At 43.6% G+C, this 24,324-nt stretch carries 23 protein-coding genes; 4 read left to right on the forward strand and 19 right to left on the reverse strand.

What is annotated here, in order from left to right:
• Positions 1-60: 60 nt before the first annotated feature.
• From cdaA to G3570_RS13120, 9 genes are all read right to left on the reverse strand, one after another.
• The gene (gene cdaA / locus G3570_RS13080; protein ID WP_165143089.1) at positions 61-879 is read right to left on the reverse strand and encodes a diadenylate cyclase CdaA; all 819 of its coding nucleotides are present in this window, start codon (positions 877-879) and stop codon (positions 61-63) included.
• Between the two features lie 195 nt (positions 880-1,074).
• Positions 1,075-1,854, reverse strand: coding sequence for a dihydropteroate synthase (folP, locus tag G3570_RS13085; protein ID WP_165143712.1), 780 nt, complete (start codon positions 1,852-1,854; stop codon positions 1,075-1,077).
• Between the two features lie 150 nt (positions 1,855-2,004).
• The gene (fdxA, locus tag G3570_RS13090) at positions 2,005-2,343 is read right to left on the reverse strand and encodes a ferredoxin FdxA (RefSeq protein ID WP_165143091.1); all 339 of its coding nucleotides are present in this window, start codon (positions 2,341-2,343) and stop codon (positions 2,005-2,007) included.
• Positions 2,344-2,905: 562 nt separating this feature from the next.
• On the reverse strand, positions 2,906-4,156 hold the full coding sequence (locus G3570_RS13095; protein ID WP_165143093.1) for an alkaline phosphatase family protein: 1,251 nt from the start codon (positions 4,154-4,156) through the stop codon (positions 2,906-2,908).
• 95 nt (positions 4,157-4,251) lie between these two features.
• Positions 4,252-6,993: a TonB-dependent receptor gene (locus tag G3570_RS13100; RefSeq protein ID WP_165143095.1), complete on the reverse strand. Its 2,742-nt coding sequence runs from the start codon at positions 6,991-6,993 to the stop codon at positions 4,252-4,254.
• A gap of 165 nt (positions 6,994-7,158) precedes the next feature.
• Positions 7,159-7,845, reverse strand: a complete 687-nt coding sequence (locus tag G3570_RS13105) for a TIGR04283 family arsenosugar biosynthesis glycosyltransferase (RefSeq protein WP_165143097.1) — start codon at positions 7,843-7,845, stop codon at positions 7,159-7,161.
• Positions 7,842-8,450 carry a TIGR04282 family arsenosugar biosynthesis glycosyltransferase gene (locus G3570_RS13110; RefSeq protein ID WP_165143099.1) on the reverse strand — a complete coding sequence of 203 codons (609 nt, stop codon included), beginning with the start codon at positions 8,448-8,450 and terminating at the stop codon, positions 7,842-7,844. Before G3570_RS13110 ends, G3570_RS13105 begins: the two co-directional genes overlap by 4 nt.
• Before the next feature lie 204 nt (positions 8,451-8,654).
• A complete protein-coding gene (arsS, locus tag G3570_RS13115) occupies positions 8,655-9,704 on the reverse strand; it encodes an arsenosugar biosynthesis radical SAM (seleno)protein ArsS (protein ID WP_165143101.1) in 1,050 nt (349 codons plus the stop codon).
• Positions 9,705-9,714: 10 nt separating this feature from the next.
• Positions 9,715-10,050 (reverse strand): arsenosugar biosynthesis-associated peroxidase-like protein, encoded by a 336-nt coding sequence (locus tag G3570_RS13120; protein WP_165143103.1) that lies wholly within the window; start codon positions 10,048-10,050, stop codon positions 9,715-9,717.
• Between the two features lie 181 nt (positions 10,051-10,231).
• On the opposite strand from G3570_RS13120, the gene G3570_RS13125 reads away from it, so the two are divergent.
• Complete coding sequence (locus G3570_RS13125; protein WP_165143105.1) at positions 10,232-10,732, forward strand: hypothetical protein; 501 nt, start codon at positions 10,232-10,234, stop codon at positions 10,730-10,732.
• A 565-nt stretch (positions 10,733-11,297) separates the two neighbouring features.
• Here the strand turns inward: G3570_RS13125 and G3570_RS13130 are convergent.
• The 8 genes from G3570_RS13130 to G3570_RS13165 form a co-directional block, all read right to left on the reverse strand.
• Positions 11,298-12,143 carry an MBL fold metallo-hydrolase gene (locus tag G3570_RS13130; protein WP_249067094.1) on the reverse strand — a complete coding sequence of 282 codons (846 nt, stop codon included), beginning with the start codon at positions 12,141-12,143 and terminating at the stop codon, positions 11,298-11,300.
• Between the two features lie 127 nt (positions 12,144-12,270).
• Entirely contained in the window at positions 12,271-14,466 is a 2,196-nt protein-coding gene (locus G3570_RS13135) for a DUF349 domain-containing protein (RefSeq protein ID WP_165143107.1), read from the reverse strand.
• A gap of 207 nt (positions 14,467-14,673) precedes the next feature.
• On the reverse strand, positions 14,674-15,501 hold the full coding sequence (locus G3570_RS13140; RefSeq protein ID WP_165143109.1) for a mechanosensitive ion channel family protein: 828 nt from the start codon (positions 15,499-15,501) through the stop codon (positions 14,674-14,676).
• A gap of 66 nt (positions 15,502-15,567) precedes the next feature.
• On the reverse strand, positions 15,568-16,389 hold the full coding sequence (locus G3570_RS13145; protein WP_165143111.1) for an ion transporter: 822 nt from the start codon (positions 16,387-16,389) through the stop codon (positions 15,568-15,570).
• Between the two features lie 104 nt (positions 16,390-16,493).
• On the reverse strand, positions 16,494-16,787 hold the full coding sequence (locus G3570_RS13150) for a sll1863 family stress response protein (RefSeq protein ID WP_165143113.1): 294 nt from the start codon (positions 16,785-16,787) through the stop codon (positions 16,494-16,496).
• A 94-nt stretch (positions 16,788-16,881) separates the two neighbouring features.
• Positions 16,882-17,379: a Dps family protein gene (locus tag G3570_RS13155; protein WP_249067097.1), complete on the reverse strand. Its 498-nt coding sequence runs from the start codon at positions 17,377-17,379 to the stop codon at positions 16,882-16,884.
• 225 nt (positions 17,380-17,604) lie between these two features.
• Positions 17,605-18,321, reverse strand: coding sequence for an RluA family pseudouridine synthase (locus G3570_RS13160; protein ID WP_165143115.1), 717 nt, complete (start codon positions 18,319-18,321; stop codon positions 17,605-17,607).
• Positions 18,322-18,370: 49 nt separating this feature from the next.
• A complete protein-coding gene (locus G3570_RS13165) occupies positions 18,371-18,721 on the reverse strand; it encodes a hypothetical protein (protein WP_165143117.1) in 351 nt (116 codons plus the stop codon).
• Positions 18,722-19,059: 338 nt separating this feature from the next.
• On the opposite strand from G3570_RS13165, the gene G3570_RS13170 reads away from it, so the two are divergent.
• Positions 19,060-20,793, forward strand: a complete 1,734-nt coding sequence (locus G3570_RS13170) for a SulP family inorganic anion transporter (RefSeq protein WP_165143119.1) — start codon at positions 19,060-19,062, stop codon at positions 20,791-20,793.
• An 11-nt stretch (positions 20,794-20,804) separates the two neighbouring features.
• Here the strand turns inward: G3570_RS13170 and G3570_RS13175 are convergent, their stop codons facing one another.
• Together G3570_RS13175 and G3570_RS13180 are read right to left on the reverse strand one after the other, a co-directional pair.
• On the reverse strand, positions 20,805-21,314 hold the full coding sequence (locus tag G3570_RS13175) for a SixA phosphatase family protein (RefSeq protein WP_165143121.1): 510 nt from the start codon (positions 21,312-21,314) through the stop codon (positions 20,805-20,807).
• A gap of 316 nt (positions 21,315-21,630) precedes the next feature.
• Complete coding sequence (locus G3570_RS13180; RefSeq protein WP_165143123.1) at positions 21,631-22,923, reverse strand: MATE family efflux transporter; 1,293 nt, start codon at positions 22,921-22,923, stop codon at positions 21,631-21,633.
• A 73-nt stretch (positions 22,924-22,996) separates the two neighbouring features.
• On the opposite strand from G3570_RS13180, the gene G3570_RS13185 reads away from it, so the two are divergent.
• Positions 22,997-23,659, forward strand: coding sequence for a thiopurine S-methyltransferase (locus tag G3570_RS13185; protein ID WP_165143125.1), 663 nt, complete (start codon positions 22,997-22,999; stop codon positions 23,657-23,659).
• Between the two features lie 185 nt (positions 23,660-23,844).
• On the forward strand, positions 23,845-24,321 hold the full coding sequence (locus tag G3570_RS13190) for a hypothetical protein (protein ID WP_165143127.1): 477 nt from the start codon (positions 23,845-23,847) through the stop codon (positions 24,319-24,321).
• The last annotated feature ends 3 nt before the right edge of the window (positions 24,322-24,324 follow it).

A 24,324-nucleotide genomic window follows, 5' to 3' on the forward strand; every position in this document is an offset into this window, starting at 1 on the left:
TTTATTCAATGTGTTAAGGCATGTACTACGAAAGGGATGCAAAAAAGTTAGGCCAAAATATTAGCCGATTTTCATCTCTGCCTGGGTGGATGAAAAGCCCACCTCTTCGTCATCGATCTTCTGCTTGCCGAGGGTTTCTTCCATCTCTATACGAAGCTTTTGAATAGTCAGTCCACTGGTAAGCGAACCGTTTCGGGCTATAGAGATACGCCCGGTCTCTTCGGAAATAACCAGTACAAAGACATTGTTGGTTTCGGTGATACCCACTGCTGCACGGTGACGGGTACCGAATACGGTTGAAATGTTGGGATTCTGCGATATAGGTAAATAACAGCTTGCCGCCACGATCCGGTTGTTGCGAATAACTACGGCCCCGTCGTGAAGTGGGGTGTGCTTATTGAAAATGGTCTGCAGCAGTTCACTGTTTACCCGGGCATCCAGCTTGAATCCCACATCCACCAGATCCTGCAGCGAAGAGGTACGGGCAAAAACGATGAGTGCTCCTGTTTTGGAGTGTGACATGGCTCTCGCCGCGTCAATGACTTCATCAATAATACTCTCCGAACTGGAGCTGACAAAAAAGCGATCAAGATTGGTATTCTGACCCAGGCTGTAGAGTAGTTTACGTATTTCAGGCTGAAAGATGATGAATACCGCCAGTACCCCAACATCAAGTATGCGACGAAGTATGAAATTGATGGTGCTAAGACCCAACGCACTGACCACCGCGTTGATGATGATTATAAACACAAGTCCTACGGCCGCCTGAATGGCAAAGGTTCCCCGTATCCACCGGTAAAGGTAGAACAGCACCATGGCAATGATAAAGACCTCGATAAAGTCTTTAATGCCAAATTCTAAGAATCCAATGGGGATCACGGTAGCGTTGTTTAGGGTCTAAGGTAAATAGTGAGTTAGTGCTTAATAATTATTTCATGGGACGACGCTAGAAGTTAGACGTTGGAAGTTGGAAGTTGGAAGTTGGAAATTAGATAGCAAAACCAAAACAAACAGTAGATAACTTGCAAGATTCAAATCTCTATCATCCAACATCTAAATTCCAACCTCCAGCTTCTAATCTCCAGCCAATGCATTATAAACCAAAATCGAGTCATTTGCTTCTTTTACGTCATGAACACGGATAATTTTTGCTCCCTGCATCATAGCGTGATAATGAACGGCTACGGTTCCGGTGACGCGGTCATCAACCTCTCTGTTTCCGAGTATTCTTCCAATCATAGACTTACGGGATGCTCCTATCAGCAGGGGATATCCTAAATCAACAAATTCACGGAGCCTTTTCAAAATGGAGATATTGTGCTGCTGGGTCTTTCCAAAACCAATTCCCGGATCTAAAACAATTTTCTCAAGTCCGGCTTCTTCGGCTTTTTCGATCTGCTTGCTAAAAAAGGTTTTGATATCCTCAACCACATCATCATACGAGGGATCATCCTGCATGGTCTTGGGGTTACCCTGGGAGTGCATCAAAATGTAACCTGCCTGATAGCGAACACACAGTTCGGCAAATCGTGGCTCCTTCTGTAGCCCGCTGATGTCATTGACCAGGTGTACGCCCAGTTTAAGGGCCTCTTCCGCTACTCGGTACTTGGTGGTATCAATAGAAAATAGGGTATCAGGGAATCGGGCTATGGCCTCTCTAAGAACCGGAAGCACGCGCTGCAGCTCTTTGTCTTCTGTAACAGGGTCAGAACCCGGGCGCGTAGACTCACCTCCAACATCAATAATAGTGGCTCCCTGCGCAACCATCAGTCCGATACGCCCCAAAGCAGAGTCAAGCGCATTGTACTCACCTCCATCCGCAAAAGAGTCGGGGGTAACATTTAGAATCCCCATGACCTTCGGTGAAGAAAGGTCCAGTACCTTATCTCTGATCGTAATAATTTCAGGTATCGATTTCCTCAATTCAGGATAGGTGATTAAGTTATGAGGTGATTAGGTAAGGTAAAAAATAACTTAATCACATAATCACCTAATCATGCTCTATCAGTCCCAGTCTTCTTCAAGCAATTCGAATTTTTCTTCCACTTCAGCCCATTCGTCGGCATCGGGGCGGTCTTCTTTATGCTCGTTGATTACATAGGATGACCATTTTTCGGCAAGTCTCTCATTGAGTTCAATATAATGTTCCCACTCCATGGGTACTTCATCATCGGGATAAATAGCTTCAACGGGACATTCGGCAACGCAAGCGTCGCAGTCTATACATTCGAGCGGATCAATGGTGAGAAAGTTGGGACCTTCTCGAAAAGCATCAACAGGGCATACTGTTGCACAGTTAGTATATTTACAATTAATACATGGTTCGGTTACTACGTATGCCATTCGTCAGCTAATTCTGTTTTTTAATTTATTTTGGCCTAAATATCTCGGCTTAAAGGGATAGATGCAACGTTTTATTTATGGGATGTAATCGATTGCTTGTTCGTTAATATGGTATTTTTAAGACAATAGGCAGTCGACAACAAACCGCATCATGATTTTGTCTATCATTGAATGTCCTTACTATTATTTATTTCCCGAAATAAGCAACAAGACTTGGAATTCTTTTGGGCGTCCAAAAACACCCCGTGCCAGAGGCATCCCTATGGGAAAAACGCCAGGCAAGCATTCATCTTATATAGCTTGATAGTGCATAGAGAAATGCTAATACCTTTCAATTTAATCGGCATCAATTGGTTGAGGAATAGCATGGTTTTTCCATAGTACGTGAGAAATCACAAAAATCGCTCACACAGTGAGCACTGTTTTTGTGCACACGTACGGGTAAACCATGCCCGAAAGCAATTGCCGCCGAGAGCTTTTGTCTTACTTTTGGCGGCCAAAAGTAAGAACTCATTTCTATAAACAGTAAATATTAAGTTCACAATTATGAAACTAACGACGCTTACTTCAACATTACCTTTACACTATCTAAGGTTCCGTCATTGGGTGCCGGATTTGTACCCAGCAAATGATTCATCAGCTCATAGATATGAATATTACTGAATTCAGGTATGGTAACTCCAGATTTAAAAGCGGGACCTTTAGCTACAAAAAGAGCATGCATGGCCTTTGCCCTATTGTCATAGCCGTGGGTGGCAGCGGGCAAGTTGTTCATAAATCGCTCCTTGTAGCCCTCGTTCAGTATAGTATATCCCAGATCAGCTACCATTACAATATCGGGAACTCGCCTGTTATTCTTCAGATGGTATCGTTCGGGCAATTCATCTTTACGGTACACCCGGTAGTTCTCTTCATTCTCTTTTAGCAAGCGGTAAATTTCATCCGTCTTTCCTTCTTTGGGCTGTATCATAGTGGCAGGCGCCCATCGTATGCGCTCCACATCATCCAAATTGATTATGGAATCGAGCATGATGGTTTTTTCTGCCGAGAGGTCTACCATGCCATGGTCAGATACTACGATGACGTTCATGTTGCTCCAGTTGTTTGCGCGACGCAGGTTTTCCTTCAGGTAACCCAGGAGGCTGTCGGCCCTTTGGATGGCCAGATCCAGGGAGTCTGATTGAAGACCGTGATTATGGCCTTTACTGTCCACCAGTTCAAAATAGAGGGTGGCAAAATCAACCGCTTTATCGTCAGTATAAGTGAGCCACTTGACTACGGTATCAACCCGAGCCGTGTACGACATTCCTCCGTCGAATGGCTTCCAGAAGGTGGGACGCATATTCTGAACCGGGGCTTCCGAACCAACCCAGAACATGGTCCCGGCTCGCAATCCCTGCTTTTCAGCAGTATTCCAAATGGGTTCGCCCCCGTACCACTTCTTATTTTCAACGGCCTCCCGGTCTCTGATGCGGTACCACTCTTCAAATTCGGGGTCGTACATAGTGTTATCAATCAGGCCGGTGTTCTCCGTATAAAGGCCCGTAACGATAGAATAATGGTTGGGAAATGTCTTGGTTGGGAAAACAGGAATCAGGCCTTCAGATTTGACACCATTAGCTACCAGTGAATCAAAGTGTGGTGTGGATACACGGTTCAGGTAATCATAGCGAAATCCGTCAAAGGAAATAAGGAGTAGCTGGTTTTCCGGGGTTAAGGCACGATCATTACTTGTATTTGATTCCGTGCACCCTATCGCGCCTATTAGAAACAGGACAAAAAGCGTAGTGTATAATTTTCTATAAGACTTCATACTTCAGCATCTGATTTAGTTCGATATGAGTATAAAATAAAAAGGGCGGCTCTAAAAGCCGCCCTTTAAACTATACTATTTGATTAATAGAAATACTAGATATCAAATTTTATAGATGCATTCCATGTTCGACCGAAGCCGTACCAAACGAAGTTACGCTTGTTGATACCTTTCCAGGTTTCGTCTCCGGAAGAAGCATGAATATTGGAATTAGATTCCGCAATGTATGTTTTATCAAACAGGTTGTTAATGTTAACCCTTAGTGAAGCTGACTGACCTAAGAAGTCAAAAGTATAGCTTGAGCCAAGATCAACCAATCCATAAGATGGAAGCTCTAAAGCTCCTGGGTTATCCGGCTCGGTAAATGCATCGTCGGTAATGCTGTATTCAGCATAGAGGTTATCTATGTGTCGATAACCGGCATCAATACTCCAATCACCGAGACGGTAGTCGGCTCCAATGAAACCAACAAACTGAGCAGCATCGCCAATCTTAACACCATCGGTGTAAAGCGTAGCTGTACCAATCTGATTTTGGCTATCATCAAACAGAGTTGCACTAAAGTCATTGGTATACTTCCAATCACCTATAGACAACATACCTTCCAGCTTAAGCCTGTTTGTTGGGCGATAGGTCGTTTCAACCTCGATACCATTGTGCAGTTCATCTACATCATCAAACTGAGCGGTTCCGAAGGTTCCCTGTTCGTTCGGGAAACTAGACTCAATGAATCGGTTACCCCATACAGTAGAGTAGAGGTTAACGCTCACATCAAAATTATATGAGGTATAACCGTATCCTAACTCTATGGAAGTAATCAACTCATTTTGGAGATCCGGATTGATATCATTCTGGAATCCAGGGAATACTGCATCAAAGAGTGGCTGTCGGGAAATAATCCCGGCATTAGCAAAAACATTATGGTTGTCATTGATGTTATAGTTTGCACCACCTTTAACGTATCCGCCCAAGACATTTTTCTTGTCAGAGAGTGTGTTGTCGGGCTCATCGAAAAAGTCTTCTCTTTGGTACATTTGATTTGAGATACCACCCTGGATAACAGCTGTAAATTTATCGCCGCTGTCATACTCAATCATACCGTTAAAACCTTGCCAGTTTACAAAACCGATATTGTAATAGTCGATTTTGGGACCGGTCAGTCCGGTATCTTTAAAAGGAGATGCTTCAATGGCATTATCACTCTCAAGGATCATCCCGAGTGAATTTTGATTACCCCTAGAGCCACTACCTCCTGAGAAGTAGCCATCCAGACCCATCAAGTTATTGAGTACGCGGTAGTGATAACCTGTGTATTTCCGTAAATCAACTCCCAATGAGAAAGTAAACTTATCCACCTCTGCTTTCAGCTTGGAAATTCCGCCAATCCAGTTATGAGAGTTCATAGAGGCTCTTCGGACCATTACAGCATTATTTACACCGTTATCTCTGTATCCGTTTGAGCCAATAAGCTGTCCGTTATAGGCATCAAGTCCGCCCGTGTATGCCGATGTAGTTGAACGATTAACTTGTACAACATTGTCATAGTTAATGGTACCATCCGCATTTCGAGAAGCAGCTCCGTCTCCCTCTTCTAAATAATGCTCAGTAAGGTCTTCAATTCCTCCAAAAGGATAAAGATCGATATCAGAATTAAAGAAGTACTGTCCCCGAGGTCCGGTACCTCCGCCACGGCCGGCAGAACCATACAAGGAAGTTGCAAGAGAAACGTTCTCACTAATCTCCCAATCCCAGTTCAAGGTAGCAAGAGGTTTATTATAGAAGTTACGCTCCATGTTGAATTCGTCACCATTTAGCGTACCACCGTTTGTGTTCCATCGAGGATCAATTCCTTCATCTCCAAAGTTCTCAAAGTCACGAATGGAGACCCAATTATCACGCTGGTGGTGCCATTGACCTGCACCTAGTATAGAGAGGTTGAAAGAATGGTTATCATTCGGCTCATAACCAACAGCTCCGAAATATGTCCAGCCTTCACCACTGGTATTATAAACATACCCATTTCCAGCCCAGTAGCTCAAAAGAAAAGAACCAGACCAGCCATTTTCACCTTTACCTGTGTTAAATGAAGCTGACGTTTTGGTATAACCGTCATTTCCAACCAACTGAGAAACGGAACCGCCTCTCTCATTTTCGGATGTTTTGGTAAATATAGATACGGTTCCACCTACAGATGGTACAGCAAGATTAGATGCTCCCAAACCACGCTGAATCTGGATTCCGGATGCAACGTCGGTTAAGCCTTGCCAGTTAGACCAGTAAACCCAGCCATTCTCCATGTCATTAACAGGTTGACCATTGATCAGGAAAGCTGTATTGCTTTGATCAAAACCACGCAGAGAAATACGGGAATCACCGTAGCCACCACTCTGTTTCGTTGCATAAGCACCCGGAGTATCGTTCATGATCTCTGGAAACTCTTGATTACCCACTTTTTGGGAAATCTCAGTCGGAGAAATGGTAGAGACTGCAACAGGCGTTTGTCGAGCTCTTGCAATATCAATTACACTAGTCGATACTACAATAGTACCTAGTGTTCTTTCATCCGGTTCAAGGAATATTCGCATGTCGGGTTCGGCAGTAACCTCTTTTGAAAGATAACCGACAAATGATACAACAAGAATATCTCCTTCCTCCGCATCAATTGTAAAGGTTCCATTAGTCCCCGCAGATGTTCCCGTTTGGGTTCCTTTAATTATAATATTCGCCCCAGGTAATGGGTCGTTTGTTCCTGCTTCCATCACACGTCCGCTAATTTGTGCCGACGCTATGACCGGAAACATCATTAAAGCAATAAAGATGCTTATGTAACGTTTCATAATCGATAAGTTTTATTGGTTAGGTTAGTAATGATATATGAAGTAGCTGATCTTCTATTAGCGTGACAAATATATAGATTCTAAGGTTACCTAACTGTTAAGTCTTGATTACCTCATTCGTCTTGCTGATTAGTTTAGCCACATAATTTAATAAACGATACGCTATTAATGAATTAGCTTTTTGTAGATTAAATCAAGATTAGTCTGTGAAACCCCTACCTGGTAGAGCATGAAAATGAGTGTAAATACAAGCTGAAGTTTTAGCACACCGTTGTCGCTGTATTTTCGTGACGAGGTGAGCACCGCGTCTGAAAGTAGATCAAAAGAGAATTTCTTTTTTAGTCTTTTCATCAGTTCCTGATCCTCCATCACAATATGATCTTCCCTGAAACCGCCGATGGATGCAAAGGTTTCAGCTGACACAAACAGACTCTGATCTCCGAAGCGGAAAGCGTCAATATTGAAACGTGTGCACCAGGCATAAAAATCAAGCAGTGGGTGGTCGCGATCAAAAGAGAGTTGAAAACAACCCGCCTTGGCTCCGTTAGTAACCGACTTGAGGATGTTGGAATCAAAGTTTTTTGGCGGAATCGTGTCTGCATGTAGAAAATAGAGAATATCACCGGTGGCAACTTCGGCGCCGTAGTTCATCTGAACTGACCTGCCTTTGGCCGGGGAGGTTACCAAGCACGCTTCTGTTTCCTGCACCCTTTCAACTGTAGCATCCTCGCTCCCCCCGTCAACCACTATAATCTCTTTGATGTGACCGGCACTATGCCGACGGATTGAAGATATAGTTTCTTTTATGGTCTCTTCTTCATTATAAGCGGGGATGACAACACTGATCTTCATGACTCACTAAAGCTGTCTTTCGCTGACCGCCAGTCAGCTTCAATGTCGACATCATTGAGCTCGGGTAAGAATCCGATATCCAGATTTAATTCCTTTACGCTTTCCAGGGTTTGCTGAAACACCTTTTCTGTACTCCAACTGATACCTTCAAACAGTTCTTCATGATACCGTTTCATACCCAACAGATAGTAGCCGCCATCTACGGAAGGTCCCAGCACAAGGTTATGATCTTCCAGTTTTTTATAAGCCTGCTCCACTATTTCTGAAGTCAGTTCGGCACAATCGCTGCCTATGATCACTGCTTTTTGATAGTCGTTTTCAAAAGCTTCTTGAAATGATTGGCTCATACGCTCACCTAGATCTTCTCCCCGTTGCAGTTTAAATGTAAAACCGCTGGTTCCCCGGCTATTCTGCTCCGGGATATATCGCGAAAACCACAGCTCCCTGTCACATTCACAGTGCTCGGCAACCATTAGCGTATGATCCAGCAGTTTGTGATACACCTCGAGCGCTTTCTCATCCCCGAGAGATTCTGCCAAACGTGTCTTGACACGACCCTTCTCCGGATTTTTCGCAAATATGATTAACAATCGTTCTTCCGACATCCGTATTGTATTAGCACCAAATTTAAAAGATTAACTCTGCCCCCTTCTACCTTCTACCTTCTACCTTCTACCTTCTACCTTCTACCTTCTACCTTCTACCTTCTACCTTCTACCTTCTACCTTCTACGAAGTAAAACTAATTACTTTTAAATAAATGAAAATCAAGATCGAGCTCCTTTTACCCTCTCCCTTATACCTCAATCCCTAAGCAGTCGCCCCGCCACAGCTGCTGCCCGCACCGGCCGTACAGCCGAAACAGTGCTGATTGATCATAATTTCGCGATCATTCAGTGCTCCTAAATCAAAATCTTTGATGTGCGAGGGTGCCCCGTGATTGGTTCTCATCTCCAGCATTTGGTTAAAGTCGCAGTCGTACAGCGTACCGTCCCAACCTACAGAAATGGTATTGCGACACATCACCCCTTCGGCGGCAGATGGATTAAACGAGGTGACCAGTTTCTCCATGTACTCTTCGAGGTTGCCCGACATCAACAAGAAATTCAGATACCTGCTGATTGGCAAATTGGTAATGGTGAAAAGACTGTTGAAAACGATATCATGCTTTCTTTGAAGCTCGCGCTTGAACTCATTCTCCAGGTCTTCCTGATCACCGGGTAGATAGGCGCCATTGGGATTATATACTAGATTGAGAATCAGGTCGGTGTCCTCCTTTCCATACCCTATCTCATTGAGCATTTTCAGTGCTTCAATAGACTTATCATAGGTACCCTTCCCCCGTTGGCTGTCAGTGCGAAACTTGCTGTAAAAGGGCAGTGAACAGGTGACTTCCACCCCGAGTTTTGCAAAAAATTCTGGCAAAGCCCAGTACTTGGGAGTGGTAGTAAGGATGGTAAGATTGGAACGCACAATTACATGTTTGCCCATGGCAGTAACCTGCTCGACGAACCATTTAAAATGGGGATTCATTTCAGGTGCCCCGCCGGTCAAATCTACTGTCTCAATGTCAGTGCCCTTCAGAGCCTCAAGGCAATGCTCCAGCGTCTCACGGCTCATGACCTCATCCCTGTCGGGACCGGCATCTACATGGCAGTGCTTGCAGGTCATGTTACACATATAACCCACGTTAATCTGGAATATTTCGATTCCGGTCGGTCTGAGGGGGTAAAGATCTGCACCTTCCAGCTTCTCGCTAAATAAGGGCAGCTTCTTTAGTTTTTCAGTGTGATTGTTGATTACATCCAGTTGCACCTCCGGCCTGGACAAATCATGTTTTTGCGCCTTTAATGACTTCATAAAAGTTAGCTTACATGCTTAATTTTTTAACGTGATTCATCATCTGCGTTCCATGAACCAGAGATGCCCCTCCCCGTATCGCCGTTGCCACATGCACGGCTTCCATCATCTGCTCTTCACTGGATCCTTTTTCCAGACTATCGGTTGTGTAAGCGTCAATGCAATACGGGCATTGAATGGTGTGAGCCACAGCCAGTGCAATCAGCGACTTTTCTTTGGCGCTCAGAGCACCGTCTTCGAAAACGGCACCATAGTAGTCAAAAAATTTCTCAGCCAGCTCTTCCTGAAACTCGGAGACATCTCCGAACTTCTTTAAATCCTCGGGGTTGTAGTAAGTTTGATCCATAATAGTAAAACTTCCTTTATATTAGACTGTAGGTTTGATGTTGAACGCTTTAAAGATATTACGAAATAAAACTTCCCTCGGATTAATCATTCCAAAATATTATCGATATGGTCCGATGGAACTTATTGCCGCTGAATCGCTTTAAAAAATGTCGTAAATAATAACAACCAACAAAATTTATATGGACATAAAGAAGTTACTGCTAACTCTTGCGAGTATATTTTTCTTAGCTGCAACTCTGAATACGGCCCACGCCCAGCAATCCGAGAATAAAGTAGGTCTCGGACTGATGGTAGGTGAACCCACGGGAATCAGCTTTAAAGCATGGACGTCGGATAATACCGCTTTCGATGCCGGTTTAGCCTGGTCAGTCGGACGTTATGATGCCGTTAACCTTCATGCCGATTATCTGTGGCATCATTTTGGAGTATTTGGAGATGAAATTGAACGAGGTCAGCTGCCGGTCTATTATGGAATAGGCGGTAGAATTGTTTTCGCTGATGATTATCCTGATCCCGGTGATGAAAATGTTCTTCTAGGTGCGAGGGTACCCGTCGGAGTAAACTACCTGCTGGAGGAGAACCCCATTGGTTTCTTTTTGGAGGTTGCCCCGATCGTCAACATCATTCCCGAGACCGATTTTGATGTCGACGCCGCTCTTGGTGTGCGTTATTATTTTTAATTAGAATGATGAGTTATCTAAAAGCGGCGGTTCCATTTCGGAGCTGCCGCTTTTTTTATTTTGATGGACAGTATGGCAAGGTGCCCTTCTTCAAAAGATGCTAAGTCCATAATGGATGAGATCCCTCCGCTGACGGTCGGGATGACACCTAATGAAGGCTATTAGATTGGGTAAATAATGCCGGACCAAAAATTACTCGTTTCACTCAAACAGAATACACATCTGATCACTGACACAGTATCCTGTACACTGAAAAAGGGGTCCGGGGGGTATTGCGGGAAAGCTTATCATAAAGGCGTTGATTGTAGATGAACAATATCAAAAGGACAATTATAGCCAGAACAACATCTCAATACCCCCGGTGGGTTTTTGGTTCGTTTTTGGCCAGTCAAAAATGCACACAGATGCTCTTCGAAATAGTAAACTAAAGTGAAATCAATTGAGAATGAACAAGGCATTTGCTTCCGGAGCAGAGACCGGAAGCAGAAGAAATAGGTGTGAGATAAGACGCCGAAATCAGAAAAAGAGAATCAATGAATATAAAGGCAGCTTAAATAAAATAACCCTATATCCTTATCACCGCCCCCTCCTTGGCAAGTGATATCATATCGAAATGAGAGGCGTATTCGAGATGTATTTTCTCATCAAGTTTATATAAAAAAGCATCATCCGAATCAGGATCGTGATGCGTAACAATCATTTTCTTAACGCCGCTTCTAATTGCAAATTCAACGGCTTCTTCCCATGCCGAGTGGCCCCAACCAACTTTATCTTTATAGCTCTGCCGGTCAAATTGCCCGTCATGAATCAAGAGGTCGGCATCGGATAAGAACTCCTTGAACTTAGTATAGAAATAGGCATTTGTTTTTTCTGCAATAGGAGTCAGTTCATTATCCGGACAGAACACTATAGTTTTACCGGCGACATAAATTTTATAAATGGCCGTATTGATAGGATGATTGGCAAGCATGTACTCAATTTCATAATGCCCATAATCCTGGCGATCTTCTTTTTGAGTGATATACTCAATATTGGCGTCAATCATCTCCAATGTTACCGGAAAGAAAGTTTTCGTCAGGTGACCCGACAAAATCTCTTTACACCCCCCGTTGGCCTGCGAAGGCATGTGAATATCGAAGTGATTTTCCGGATTGTAGATGGGTTTAAAAAATGGAAAGCCCTGAATATGATCCCAGTGCGGGTGGGTTATGAATATTCGTCCACGCACCTTGTCCTTGCTCTCCAGAAGGTGGTTGCCAAGGTTCCTGATCCCCGTCCCGCTGTCCATGATGAGCAACTCATCGGTATCCGGTAAATGAATCTGTAGGCAGGTCGTATTTCCACCGAACTCCATGTTGTCCTTGTTGGCACATGGTGTCGAGCCCCTTACACCCCAGAATCTGAGGTCCAATTTACTATTTGGAGATGTATTACCCACGTATGGAATCTGCAGTGATACTTTAAATTAATCCGTAAAAAAAGCCTATTTTCAGAAAAACAAAAAGGGATGAGGTGAGAATTATAGAATATTAATTATCTCAGGCTTCATCTTTGATTTCTTCCATCTCGCGGGTGATGGATTCCAGTTTATCTTGTTTATCCTGCAGCTTCTCTTCGGCGTTTTCTATTTTTTGTTCAACTTCATCGAGTAGAGAGTTGCCTTTCTTGGAAGGCTTAAAATAGGTTTTCGTTTCCTGAAATTTGATCACTTCTTCTTCCAGTTGCCTGACTTCTTTCTGTATCTTTTTATACTCCTTACGCATGCTTTGAATCTTCGATCGGTCGTCGGAGTCAAGATCGGCTTTGGCCAATTCCTGATCGAATTTATCTCCAGACTTAGCCGCTCTGAAGCGATCGTAAATCACATCACAAGCTTCCCGGTACTGCTTCCAGATCTTGTTCTTCTTTTTAATGGGCACATATCCGGCGTCTTTAAATTTTGCCTGCAGTTTTTTGGCAATATTGACGGCTTCAATAGGATCTTCATGTTGCCCCAGCGCCTGTAACTCTTCCAGTATTTCCTTCTTCTCTTCAAGGTTATCCTTGCGCTCTTCCTTGACCTCCTTAAAATGCTCACGGCGTCGGTCATAGAATACGTCCATCGCGCCCTTGAACTTTTTCCAGATCTTGTTGGACTTTTTACGGGGTACCGGTCCGACCGCTTTCCACTTGTCCATAAGGCTCTGCATTTTCTTATGACCCTTATCCCAATCCGTGGTATCTTTTATGGCCTCCGCTTCCTCTATGAGCTCCAGCTTCTCCCGGTAATGCTGCTCTTCCTGCTCATGAAGCTTGTCTGAATTCTTGGACTTTCGTTCGTTGAAAGCATCGGTAGCCGCTTTGAAACGGTCCCAGAGTTTGTCTTCCAATCGCTGAGGCAGATTACCCACCTTTTTCCAGCGGCGGTGAAGCTTATTGATCTTGCGCGCCGCTTTGGCCAGGTCATCCTGCTCAAGTAATGTTTCGGCTTCTTCTATAATATTCTCTTTCTTGTCCCGGAACTTATCGACCTTGCTTTGGTGCTTCTTATCAAATTTGTACTTGTTATCGTAGTATAAATCCTGGGCATTTTTGTAACGCTGCCACACTTCGTTGGATTTCTCCTTTGGCACCCTTCCGATCTTTTTCCACTGCTTGGTAAGATCCTCGAATTGATCATCGATCTTCTTCCAGTCACTTGTAGTTTCATCGATCGAACCGGCCACATTCTCCATCTTATCAAGCACAATCAGCTTGATCATCAGATTATCTTCCTCTTTCTGACGTTTTTCTACAAGACGGTCTACCTTGTGATCGTTGAAGGTTGAGATGAGACGGTCAAATTTTTCGTCGAGGTCTTCTCCTTCCCCTTTTGGCAGCTGTCCGACGGAACCCCATTTATTTTTCAGGCTACCAACCTTGCCGGTTGCCGTCCACTGCTCATTTTCTACAATATCTCTTAGCTGACTGAGCAGTTTTTTCTTTCGCTCCAGATTTTCTTTTTTCTGCTCATTTAGCTTTTCGTAGTGCTCCTGTTTGCGTTTTTCAAACTCTTCAACTTTAGATGTGAATTTGCTGTAGAGTTTGCCAACCTCTTCCGTATCCAGATCAGGACCTTCACCCCACTTCCGGGAGAGATTATCAAGCTCCATGGTAACATAGGGCCAGTCATCCTGCTTGATCAGGCTATCGGTTTTTTGGAGGATATCCTTGTAAAATTCGATGGAATCTTCTGAGGACTCTTCATCCCCATTTCCATCGGTCTCTTCATCTTCTTTGGCAACAGATTCTGTTTTTTCAGCCTCAGAAGATTTGCTTTTACTACTGTTATCTGCCGTTGTCTCTTCCTTTTTTTCTTCAGCGGTCTCCGTATTTGCTGAGGTATCAGAAGTGGCTTCCTGTTCTTCCTCTTGCGGTGAATCCCCTCCACTTGTTGTTATATCAAGAGAGTTCAGCCTGTCAAACAATGCATCAAAATCACCGATAGCATCTTTATTTTTGAGCGCATCTTTCAAACTCTCAACTTCTTCTAACGACGGGCTCTCTTCTGCTACCAGTTGCTCAACCTCCTCTTCTAGCTTTGAAAAGGCTTCTTTTAATTCCTTCAGAGATGATTCCAGCTCACCTTCTTCAACCTCAGAAAGCTTTCTTTCTGAAAAGTGCAAACTTTCCTTTAGAAACAGTTCGTTTTTTTCGGTTAGAAATGAGTATTCATCCTCATAAATATATTGGGATGTCTTATTGCTTTCTTCCATAATTGTATTCACAAAACCCTCTTTGGGACACTTGGCAATTCAAATTTGCTATGAAACTTTTGCATAGCCATTCAGTTTAGCCAAGATAATATTTATACGCAACTTATTACAATGACCGCTTACCATTTTAATATTCATCCAAAAAGAAACGCCGACTGTTTAAAGCCGGCGTCTTGCTTTGCACATCAAAAATTTATTCGCGATTAATCAGCTTCCGTTCTGCTGAAATACGTGAACATCGCGTTGTGGATAAGGGATGTTGAGACCTTCCTCATCATACCGTTCCTTGATCCGCTTGGTGACATCAAACTTAAGGCCCCAGTAATTTTCCTTGGCAGTCCACGGTCTGACGATAATATTAACCGAACTGTCAGCCAGCTCAGAAACAGCAATTTGCGGTTCGGGATCCTTCAGTACACGTTCATCAGCTTCCAGTACTTCACGTGCAATCTGCATCGCTTTGTCCATATCATCATCATATCCGAAACCAAATACCATATCCACACGCCGGGTGTCGTTCTTGGCGTAGTTCATAATTTTGGTACCCCAAATATCGGAGTTGGGAATATACATAGCGATATTATCGAAGGTGTGCATCTTGGTTAGAACCAACCCGATTTCATCAATCACTCCTGAAGTCCCTGCTACTTCCACAGCATCACCTATTTTAAAAGGTCGCATTATCAATAACATGATTCCGGCGGCGATATCAGAGAGCGTACCCTGCCAGGCCAAACCTATAGCCAAACCTGCAGCACCTACTACGGCCAGCATACTGGCGGTTTGAACACCAAACTGCTGCAAGACAGCAATAATGACCACAACCATTACGACTACCTTGGCCGTCTTGGCAAAAATGGTTGTCAGCGTCTCATCCAGCTTTTCTGATTTTCGTCCTGCTTTTTTAATTCTTTTTTGTATCCAATTGGCCACAATCCATCCAACAAATAAAATAATGATGGCCCCTACCAGATCCAGCCCATATGTGATGATGAATGGCATGATCGTTTCCTGGATATTATTGAAATCTTCCATATGGCTAACCCCTCTTTTTGTTTTTTATTTACGTGCTATAAAATTAGAAGATTATAAGGCAGAATATTATTCTTTCAAAAGCTTTGATCCACACTGATTGCAATAGAGGGCATCAACATCATGATTCTCTTTGCCACAGGAAGGACACATCGGTGAAATCAGCTGACTTTTTAGGGTATTGGACATCTCATAGCTGACGATTCCGGTCGGTACGGCAATGATCCCGTAGCCCAATATCATGATAAGCGATGCCAATGCCTGCCCAAGACTTGTTTGGGGCGCAATGTCTCCAAATCCGACAGTGGTCAGTGTTACAATGGCCCAGTAGATGCTTCTCGGTATGCTCGTAAAACCATTTTCGGCCCCTTCAACTACATACAAGAGTGATCCTGCTATGACCACCAATGTCATCACAGCAAATAGAAATACGAATATTTTTCGGCGGCTTGCTTTCAGTGCTTCTTTTAAGAAATTGGCCTCGTTGATATACTGTACCAATTTAAGCACCCTAAAGATGCGAAGGATGCGCAGACTTCTTATAACCAACAAGTATCGACTGGCCGGTAAGAATAAACCGATGTAGGTAGGTATGATGGCAAGGAAGTCAACAATCCCGAAAAAACTGAAGATATAGCCGCGTTTGTTATCCACGCAGGCAATACGCAATACATATTCAATAGTAAATAAGATCGTAAAGAACCATTCTACGATATAAAGGTGACTGCCGTAATCCTGCCTGATGGATTGGACGCTGTCAAGCATAACTGCCAGAACACTCAAAATAATACTTGCGATAAGTACTACATCAAATAATTTACCGGCGGGAGTATCCGCTTCAAATATTATGGTATAAAGCTTCCTTCGCCATCCCTCCTCAGGTTTCTTCATAGTTTGATATCAGAATTCATAAAGTAATTGCCTCAAACAATTTTGTAGTAAAATAAAAAAAGGCGACACAACTGTGCCGCCTTTCTCAAAAGATCGATTACTGACTATTTCTCCTGCAAAATAGAGCGGATGTCAGAGAACCCTTTTTTAACGTCTGACCAGAGATCTTCGGCATCGTCTTTAATTTTTTCAAATGCCTCATCTCCGGATTCTTTAATTTTGTCAAGCTTTACTCTAAGTGTAGCTCTTTTTGCTTTGAGCTCATCAATACGCTTGTTGATGCGTGTCTTTGCTTCCTGTGACTGCTTTTCAGCTTTTTTCTGAAGCTCATCAAGCTGACTGTTCCATTCTTTTAATTGTGATTCCAGTTTTTCAATATACTCTTCTCTGCTAGCCATAATACTTGCGAGTTAAATTAGTATTGTTGAATAATCTTGAGCTAATAGGATCTACTTTCGTAGTTGTTTCCTACTTTAAATGGTTTCGAATAACTTATTCAAGATGACTTCTTAGCATCCAGGCGGTTTTGGAATGTACATGCAGGCGCTGGGTGAGAAGGTCGATTGTTGCTTCATCATCTGCTTCTTTAGCCGGATCCAGAGCTTTCCGAGCTGTTCGCAGAACTTGCTCGTTAGCGACAGCCAGTCTGCGCACCATTTCCATAGCTTTTGGCTTCTCGGTATCTTCTTCAATGGATGTTAACTGGTGGAACTCCTTGAAAGAACCAGGTGCCTTGTGGCCCAGTGCACGTATGCGCTCAGCAATTTCATCAATAGCATCAGCCAGTTCGGTATACTGTTCTTCGAACTGCTCATGCAGGGAGTGGAAATGCTCACCGGTAACATTCCAGTGAAAGTTATGTGTCTTCAGATACAGCATATAAGAATCAGCCAGTACCTTTGACAACTCATCCGCAATTTTTTTTCTATGCGTTTCGCTAATACCAATATTAATTTCTAAATCCATCACCGAATCTGTTGCGGTTGCCATAATGTTACCTCCGCTTTACTTGATTAATAATATTATTGTTCTACATCGCACTTTCGCCGGTATTTCTCCGACAGCTGTGTCGCTAGTTCACAAAAGAATCTCTTTATTTCTTCTATAATCATAAATCTGTTTATGTAATGTTCACACACAATTACATGTTAGCAGCTGAAAACATTCCTATATCTGTATAGAAAGATCTTATTGGAAATATAGACAGGGCAAACCCTACAAAGACCGCATGTCTCTCTCCCACCGATAATGGTCCACCAAGCGCAGCATATCGGCAGGCAGATCGGCGGTAAATTCAATTTCCTTGCCTGTGGCAGGATGTGTTATCGAAATCTTCCAGGCGTGAAGAGCCTGTCTTTTTATCAAGTTCTCTTTTTTCTCTTCAGGGGCATAATGCCTGTCACCTACCAGGCTGTGGCCGATAGCATTAAACTGTACCCTTATTTGGTTCTTTAATCCGGTGTCGAGATTGACCTGTACCAGGCTGGTAGAAAGAAATCGCTCCAATACTTTATAAGTCAGGCGCGCCGGCGTAGCATCAGGATCATCTTCATCAACTACGATATTTCTGAATCCCTCTTTTACCAGCTTGAGATAATGATTCAATTCACCGGAATCCGTCGACATGAGACCCCTGATAATGGCAAGATAAGATCGTTTGGGAAGGTGATTCTTGAATTGATAAAATAGATGATCATAGGCTTCTCCAGTTTTTGCAAATACCATAAGTCCGCTGGTGTAGCGGTCTATACGATGAGCGGTATTTGCATCGGTGTAGGCAGAATCCCGGAAACGCTCTTTCACAAGGTCCAGCATATTCATCACGCTGCTGTTCGGTATCGGTACCGCCAGCATGCCGGCCGGTTTGTCAATTACGAAGAGTTCATCGTCTTCATAGACAACAGAGAACCCGTATTCATCCTTTGCAGCCATATGAAACCGCAAGAAGGTAAGTTAGAGGGTCAAAAATTGTAAAGATGTGCTATGCTTCTATATCGTGTACTTCCTTAAGGATAGCTTTAGCATTGGCATCCTTATCCTGCATAACCCTGTGTTGCAGGTTCGTAATTATTTCTTGCTGAGCTTTTTCAAAAGCTTCTTCTTTGGCCTCTTTTTCAGTACCTGTTCTGATAAGATCGTAGATATCATCAGCCCTGACGATGCTGTAAAGCTTGTCATCGTTAAACGCATGAGATCGCAGCTCTTCGTACTCCTGAAATAACCGTGGAAAATCTTCACTGTCATCCGCTTTGGAAATAATTTCTACATCTCCCGGACCTTCTGCACTTAATGGGGTTTTACACAGGTAGAAAAAGTTATGCTTGTAATTCATAGACCAAACTTATTCGATTATTTGAATAATTTACGTTAACGATGTAATGTACATAAAATTTGAAAGATCTTCTTAATGCTAATTGCAATCTTTTCGGGAGTTACCAACCTGATCTGCAGGTAAGATCTTTTGGCAAACAACTATTTTATTTCAATTTCCTTGTTCGGTCAAATTGGTATCCGGTATTTTAACTGCAGACGGATAACAAATGAATATCATTTTTGGATAATGGTCATTTTAAATTTATCGACTGAAAAAAGTGTTGCCTATTGAAAATGCAGATTTTAGAAACTCGTAACTATTTTTATCCCAATATTTTGGCCATTTTAACGTGAAGTATGGAAGACTGGCTGAAAAAAACATTTAAAATTACCGACTGGATTTCTGAATATGACGGAATCCAGTTTTCCGGTGATCTTAAATCCGGCTTAACTACAGGCATGATGCTTATTCCCCAGGGAATGGCCTATGCGGTCATTGCGGGTATGCCACCGATTTACGGTCTGTATGCCGGTGTGATTCCCTTGTTGATGTACCCTCTCTTCGGCACTTCTAAGCAGCTTTCGGTGGGTCCGGTGGCCGTTGACATGCTGATCGTTGCTGCAGGTGTCAGTTTGATAAGCAATCCTGCTAATTCTGATTTTGTAGGACTGGTCATCCTGCTGACCATGATGACCGGGATATTGCAATTGCTCATGGGATCATTCAGGCTGGGGGCACTGTTCAATTTTTTCTCTCGGCCGGTGATCGCAGGCTTTACAATGGCGGCTCCCATTATCATTGCTTTCACCCAACTGCATAACCTACTGGGTATTCGCCTGCCTGACACTCAATTTATATTAGTGATAGCAGATGAGGTTATCAGACAGATCGACCAGATTGATATACCAACCTTCATATGGGGCGCTTCTGCCATTGCGGTTCTCTGGACCCTCAACCATCTGCTTCCAAGGCTGCCTGCGTCTGTTATTGTTTTAACCCTGGGCACATTAATAGCCTGGCTGGTTGATTTGGAAGAACAGAGTGTAGAAATTGTAGGCACCATACCCGAAGGTTTGCCTCCCATATCTATTCCCCAGCTGAGTTTCGAGAATATGCGAAGGCTGTTACCCACAGCTTTAACCCTCGCCCTCGTTCAGTTTATGAGTGTGGCCTCGCTGGGTAAAGCCTTTGCCAAAAGAAATAACTATCTAGTCGACTCCAATCATGAGCTGGTAGCCATTGGGGCATCCAATTTTATGGGAAGCTTATTCAGTTCTCTTCCGGTATCCGGCAGCTTTTCACGTTCTGCTGCTGCCGAACAAGCCGGGGCAAAGTCCCCGATGTCGAACGTAATCACTTCGGGTGTAGTGGTACTCACCCTGCTTTTCCTTACTCCCTTTTTCTACTTTCTGCCCATGCCTATCCTGGCTGCCATTATTATTGTGTCGGTGTTTGGACTGATAGATATCAAGGAGATAAAATTTTTATACAAGACTAAAAAGAGCGAGGGCGTCATTGCGACCTTCACGTTCTTTTGCACGCTTCTCATCGGTATACAGGAAGGCATTTTATTAGGTGTCGGGGCCTCCATGCTCACCATGTTGTTTAAGTACAGCAAACCCGCCGTTGCTGAACTCGGTGTAATACCCGGCACACGGCTATTCAAGAACCTGGATAGAAACCCCAAAGCCAAACGAATTGACGGCGTGCTCATCTTGCGGGTTGACGCCTCCTTTTCCTTCATCAACGCGGAATTCTTCCGGGACTTTATACTGGAGAAGAGCGAGCACCAGGACAAGAACACTCATTTTGTAATCATTGACGGAAGCAGTATAAACATGCTTGACACCACAGCCACCGATTCGCTGAAATCCATCATCAAGACCCTCAGAGGATGGGACATGGAGTTATACATCAGTGGTTTGAAGGGACCCGTCAGGGATGTAATCGAGAAATCGGGACTTAAAGAATTCCTGGGCCCCGACCACTATTGTGAAGATCCGCACGAAGCCGTTGAGCAGGTACTCGAAAAGATGGACCGAAGGGATGGCGGAAATCGCAGCAGAAAATACTATGAGATCAGCAACTGACTCTATTTGTCTTATAGCTTTTTTAGCAATTTCGGTATCATCATCCACTTGATTCGTGCCGTCCCCTCCTTTACCTGACTCCATTTCACCGCAGGGTGTTCCAGGCACACCAGTGCCGCGGTAGGCATGCGCAAGGTATAGCTTTTGCTATCGCTGCAAAGCAGACTGGCTGTTTCTTCCATTTTAGGATTATGGCCAACCAACATGATTGTTTCTGCACTCTCGGAAGCTTCCTGGATGGCCTCCAGGTAATCATAGGCAGAACCATAATAGAAGTCATCAGTCCATGATATGATTTCATCTTCCAATCCGGCCACTTCGCAAAACATGGTGGTAGTTTGACGGGCCCGTTTCGCCGTAGAAGAGAAAACATGATCCGGAAGGTAACCTGAATTACTGATAAAGGCTCCCATTCTGGGAGCATCCTTCTTTCCACGCTTGGCGAGGGGACGATCAAAATCATCCAGGCTGGAATCGTCCCAGGAAGATTTGGCATGTCGCAGGAGAAGTATGTGTTTCATCTGAATGCCTAATTTAAATAGCAGTTGAAAAATCAGGTTATTAATTCACTGATATCATAAGCAGCTATTATACAAATTAAATTGAATGGCTTCTCAATCAATTTGATTTTACTTCATCCAGATATCTTGCCTTAGGAATATTTCTTCTGAAGCGGAGCAGAGTAAGCAGAATTATCCATGCTGTATCAAGCCTCCACGCTTGATACATAGCGTTTATAAATTCCCAACTCACTTGATTCAAGCGTGGAGGCTTGAATCAGCCTTAAATCCCAATGGGCCTGTTATAATTTGCTAAATAGACTTGTCTTTTAAACTATTATCTCAAAATATACTTCGGCGCATACACCGTGAGCGTGGCACCCCGGGCAACCATAAAGAGCGTCAAGGCCAGCCAGATGGCATGGTTCCCAAAATAGGAAACTCCTAATGCATAGACCGGAAGAAAGATTAGGACTGTGGCTATAATCATCGAATTTCTCATCGGCTCTGTCGCGGTTGCACCGATAAAAATGCCGTCCCAGATATAGCAGAAGCTACTCACTGCCGGACCCGCGATGGTCCATCCCCAAAAGATCAGTGCCGTAGTTATCACATTCTGCTGATTGGTAAAAATAGAAAGAATGGATTCGTCAAATAACGCATATACCAGCGAGGCTGTAAAACCGATCCCTATTCCCCAAAAGAAGCAATGGGTTACCGCTGACTTCAATTTATCCTTTTCTCCAGAGCCTTTATAACGACCTATGAGGCTTTCCGCAGCAAAGGCAAAACCGTCGACCCCATACGACACGATCATCCAGAGCTGCAGAAGAATAGTGTTGGCTGCCAATATAACATTTCCGAATTCCGCTGATTTGGCCGTGAAAAATGAGAAGGTAAAGATCAAACAGAGGGTTCGGATAAAGATGTCACGATTGACACTGAAGAATTTTTTTAGCGGTTCCACTTCAAGAATTTTTTCCCGAACGTAGGCTTTCAGCCAGCTTTTGTACTTAACCATGAGCAAACCGATGGCCAATGCCAGCCCCACATACCGGGCTATCAATGTCCCCCAGGCAACCCCTGCAACATTCATGTTCAATGAATACACAAAAATTACATCCAGTATTATGTTTAATGTATTCAATACAACCGTTACGATCATAGGGTAACGGGCATTCTGCATACCCAGAAACCACCCGTTTATAGCATACAGTCCAAGAGTTGCCGGGGCAGTAAAGATTCGTATATCAAAATAAACTTTCGTAAAACGTTCCACTTCCGGCGTAGCCTCCACCAACCAGAAACTGATATCGGCAATCCAGGTCTGAAGCAGCAAAATCATAAAACTAAACACCCCGGCCACGAGCAATGCCCGAACCAGTGTCATCACACTTTCGGTTTTGTTTTGCTCGCCAAAAGCCTGGGCAGTAATTCCTGTTGTACCCATTCGAAGAAATCCGAAGCCCCAGAAGATGAAATTGAATATCATACCGCCAAGGGCAATGGCTCCGAGATAGTAGACCTCTTCCAGGTGTCCTACCAGTGCCGTGTCAACAGCTCCCAGCAGAGGTACAGAGAGATTGCTGATAATATTGGGGATGGCCAGTTTTAGGACTTTTTTATTCAAGAAGTGCAGCTGTTTGGGTTATGAAAGGCTTCTTCCATATTTTTGGGTTTTAAAATAAACATACCTCAGCGCAATGGAAATTAGTTATTGGAAGTCACGCTGGAACAAAGGCAATACCGGGTGGCATATGCAGCAGGTGTATCCCAACCTGCTTGCTTACTGGCCTGAGTTACAACTTGAAAGAGATGCAACGGTGCTGGTACCCTTATGCGGTAAAAGCCTGGACCTTCTCTGGCTGCAAAACCAGGGACACCGGGTCATCGGTGTTGATGTTTCACAAAATGCAGCAGAGCAATTTTTTAGAGAAAACGGGCTGGATTATCACACCTCCCCAAAAGCCTCCTTCACTGTTTATCAGGGCCAGGATATTTCAATTTGGTGCGGTGATTTTATGAAGCTGAAGCGATCATTTCTTCCTGAAATCAGCGCGGTTTACGACAAGGCCGCCCTGATTGCCTTGACCCAACAGCAGCGAAAACTATATGCAAAAAAAGTTATTGAAATGTGTGATAGGGATACCAAGATACTTCTCAACACATTTGAGTATGAACAGGAGGAAATGAACGGACCCCCATTCGCGGTGTTCCCTGAAGAACTGGAAGAACTCTATGGAAAGCATTTTACAATAAGCTTGCTTCACGAAGAGTCCATCTTTGAAGATCTGGTCAAATTTCACCGGCGCGGACTTTCATCCTACCTGATTGAAAAAGTCTACCAATTACAGCCAAAAAAGTGATTGTTGCCCATAGAGGCTTATTTCTCTATAGCTTTATTAATCGTAAAAATTTTAGATATAGTGTGATTATTAAGTATTAAATTCTTTAATTGGCACTTCGGAGATGGAGTTGCATGTCAATGGGTCGGAATGTATTTTCAAAATCCGAATTTCGCTAAATATTATTAATACACAATTATTGCAACATGAATGTTGAAAGACGAAACCAACTGTTAAGTATCGTTCTGGGGATAATCATTTTGGTTCTGGGATACTTTCTTTACCAATCCATAGTCGGACCATATCAGGAAGTTATCGAACGTCAGCAAATGACGGAGCGAGTACACCACCAGATGGAAACCATCCGTGATGTACTGGTAAGATTTGAACGAGAAACCGGTGACTTTCCCCCAACTGAAGGAGGTCTCGACACGCTGGTACAATATCTAAAGACCGATTCTGCAATGGTAGCAATGCGAGATTCCCTCTACCGAAACGAGATGGGGCAGCCGTACAATCCCGATTCACTTATCTACTCGGTTCGTCCTCCACACAGCAAATTCCAGTATACGTTGAACGATACCCTTCGTCCTCCCATCTATCTTCTTGAAGATCCTGATACGGATGACAAAATCGGCGACCTTGAACGAACTACTCTGCTTAACGCAGCCAGTTGGGAATAATGG

Origin of the sequence: Halalkalibaculum roseum (assembly GCF_011059145.1) — a bacterium.
Taxonomy (GTDB): domain Bacteria; phylum Bacteroidota; class Rhodothermia; order Balneolales; family Balneolaceae; genus Halalkalibaculum; species Halalkalibaculum roseum.

Bases quoted from the DNA above. Each gene is read 5' to 3' on its own strand.
- G3570_RS13170 (WP_165143119.1), top strand. From the start codon at position 19,060: ATGGAAGACTGGCTGAAAAAAACATTTAAAATTACCGACTGGATTTCT.
- G3570_RS13175 (WP_165143121.1), bottom strand. From the start codon at position 21,314: ATGAAACACATACTTCTCCTGCGACATGCCAAATCTTCCTGGGACGAT.
- fdxA (WP_165143091.1), bottom strand. From the start codon at position 2,343: ATGGCATACGTAGTAACCGAACCATGTATTAATTGTAAATATACTAAC.
- G3570_RS13120 (WP_165143103.1), bottom strand. From the start codon at position 10,050: ATGGATCAAACTTACTACAACCCCGAGGATTTAAAGAAGTTCGGAGAT.
- G3570_RS13105 (WP_165143097.1), bottom strand. From the start codon at position 7,845: ATGAAGATCAGTGTTGTCATCCCCGCTTATAATGAAGAAGAGACCATA.
- G3570_RS13155 (WP_249067097.1), bottom strand. From the start codon at position 17,379: ATGGCAACCGCAACAGATTCGGTGATGGATTTAGAAATTAATATTGGT.
- G3570_RS13100 (WP_165143095.1), bottom strand. From the start codon at position 6,993: ATGAAACGTTACATAAGCATCTTTATTGCTTTAATGATGTTTCCGGTC.
- G3570_RS13095 (WP_165143093.1), bottom strand. From the start codon at position 4,156: ATGAAGTCTTATAGAAAATTATACACTACGCTTTTTGTCCTGTTTCTA.
- G3570_RS13185 (WP_165143125.1), top strand. From the start codon at position 22,997: ATGGAAATTAGTTATTGGAAGTCACGCTGGAACAAAGGCAATACCGGG.
- G3570_RS13165 (WP_165143117.1), bottom strand. From the start codon at position 18,721: ATGAATTACAAGCATAACTTTTTCTACCTGTGTAAAACCCCATTAAGT.
- folP (WP_165143712.1), bottom strand. From the start codon at position 1,854: ATGGGGATTCTAAATGTTACCCCCGACTCTTTTGCGGATGGAGGTGAG.
- G3570_RS13135 (WP_165143107.1), bottom strand. From the start codon at position 14,466: ATGGAAGAAAGCAATAAGACATCCCAATATATTTATGAGGATGAATAC.
- G3570_RS13110 (WP_165143099.1), bottom strand. From the start codon at position 8,450: ATGTCGGAAGAACGATTGTTAATCATATTTGCGAAAAATCCGGAGAAG.
- arsS (WP_165143101.1), bottom strand. From the start codon at position 9,704: ATGAAGTCATTAAAGGCGCAAAAACATGATTTGTCCAGGCCGGAGGTG.
- G3570_RS13160 (WP_165143115.1), bottom strand. From the start codon at position 18,321: ATGGCTGCAAAGGATGAATACGGGTTCTCTGTTGTCTATGAAGACGAT.
- G3570_RS13145 (WP_165143111.1), bottom strand. From the start codon at position 16,389: ATGAAGAAACCTGAGGAGGGATGGCGAAGGAAGCTTTATACCATAATA.
- G3570_RS13190 (WP_165143127.1), top strand. From the start codon at position 23,845: ATGAATGTTGAAAGACGAAACCAACTGTTAAGTATCGTTCTGGGGATA.
- G3570_RS13140 (WP_165143109.1), bottom strand. From the start codon at position 15,501: ATGGAAGATTTCAATAATATCCAGGAAACGATCATGCCATTCATCATC.
- G3570_RS13125 (WP_165143105.1), top strand. From the start codon at position 10,232: ATGGACATAAAGAAGTTACTGCTAACTCTTGCGAGTATATTTTTCTTA.
- G3570_RS13150 (WP_165143113.1), bottom strand. From the start codon at position 16,787: ATGGCTAGCAGAGAAGAGTATATTGAAAAACTGGAATCACAATTAAAA.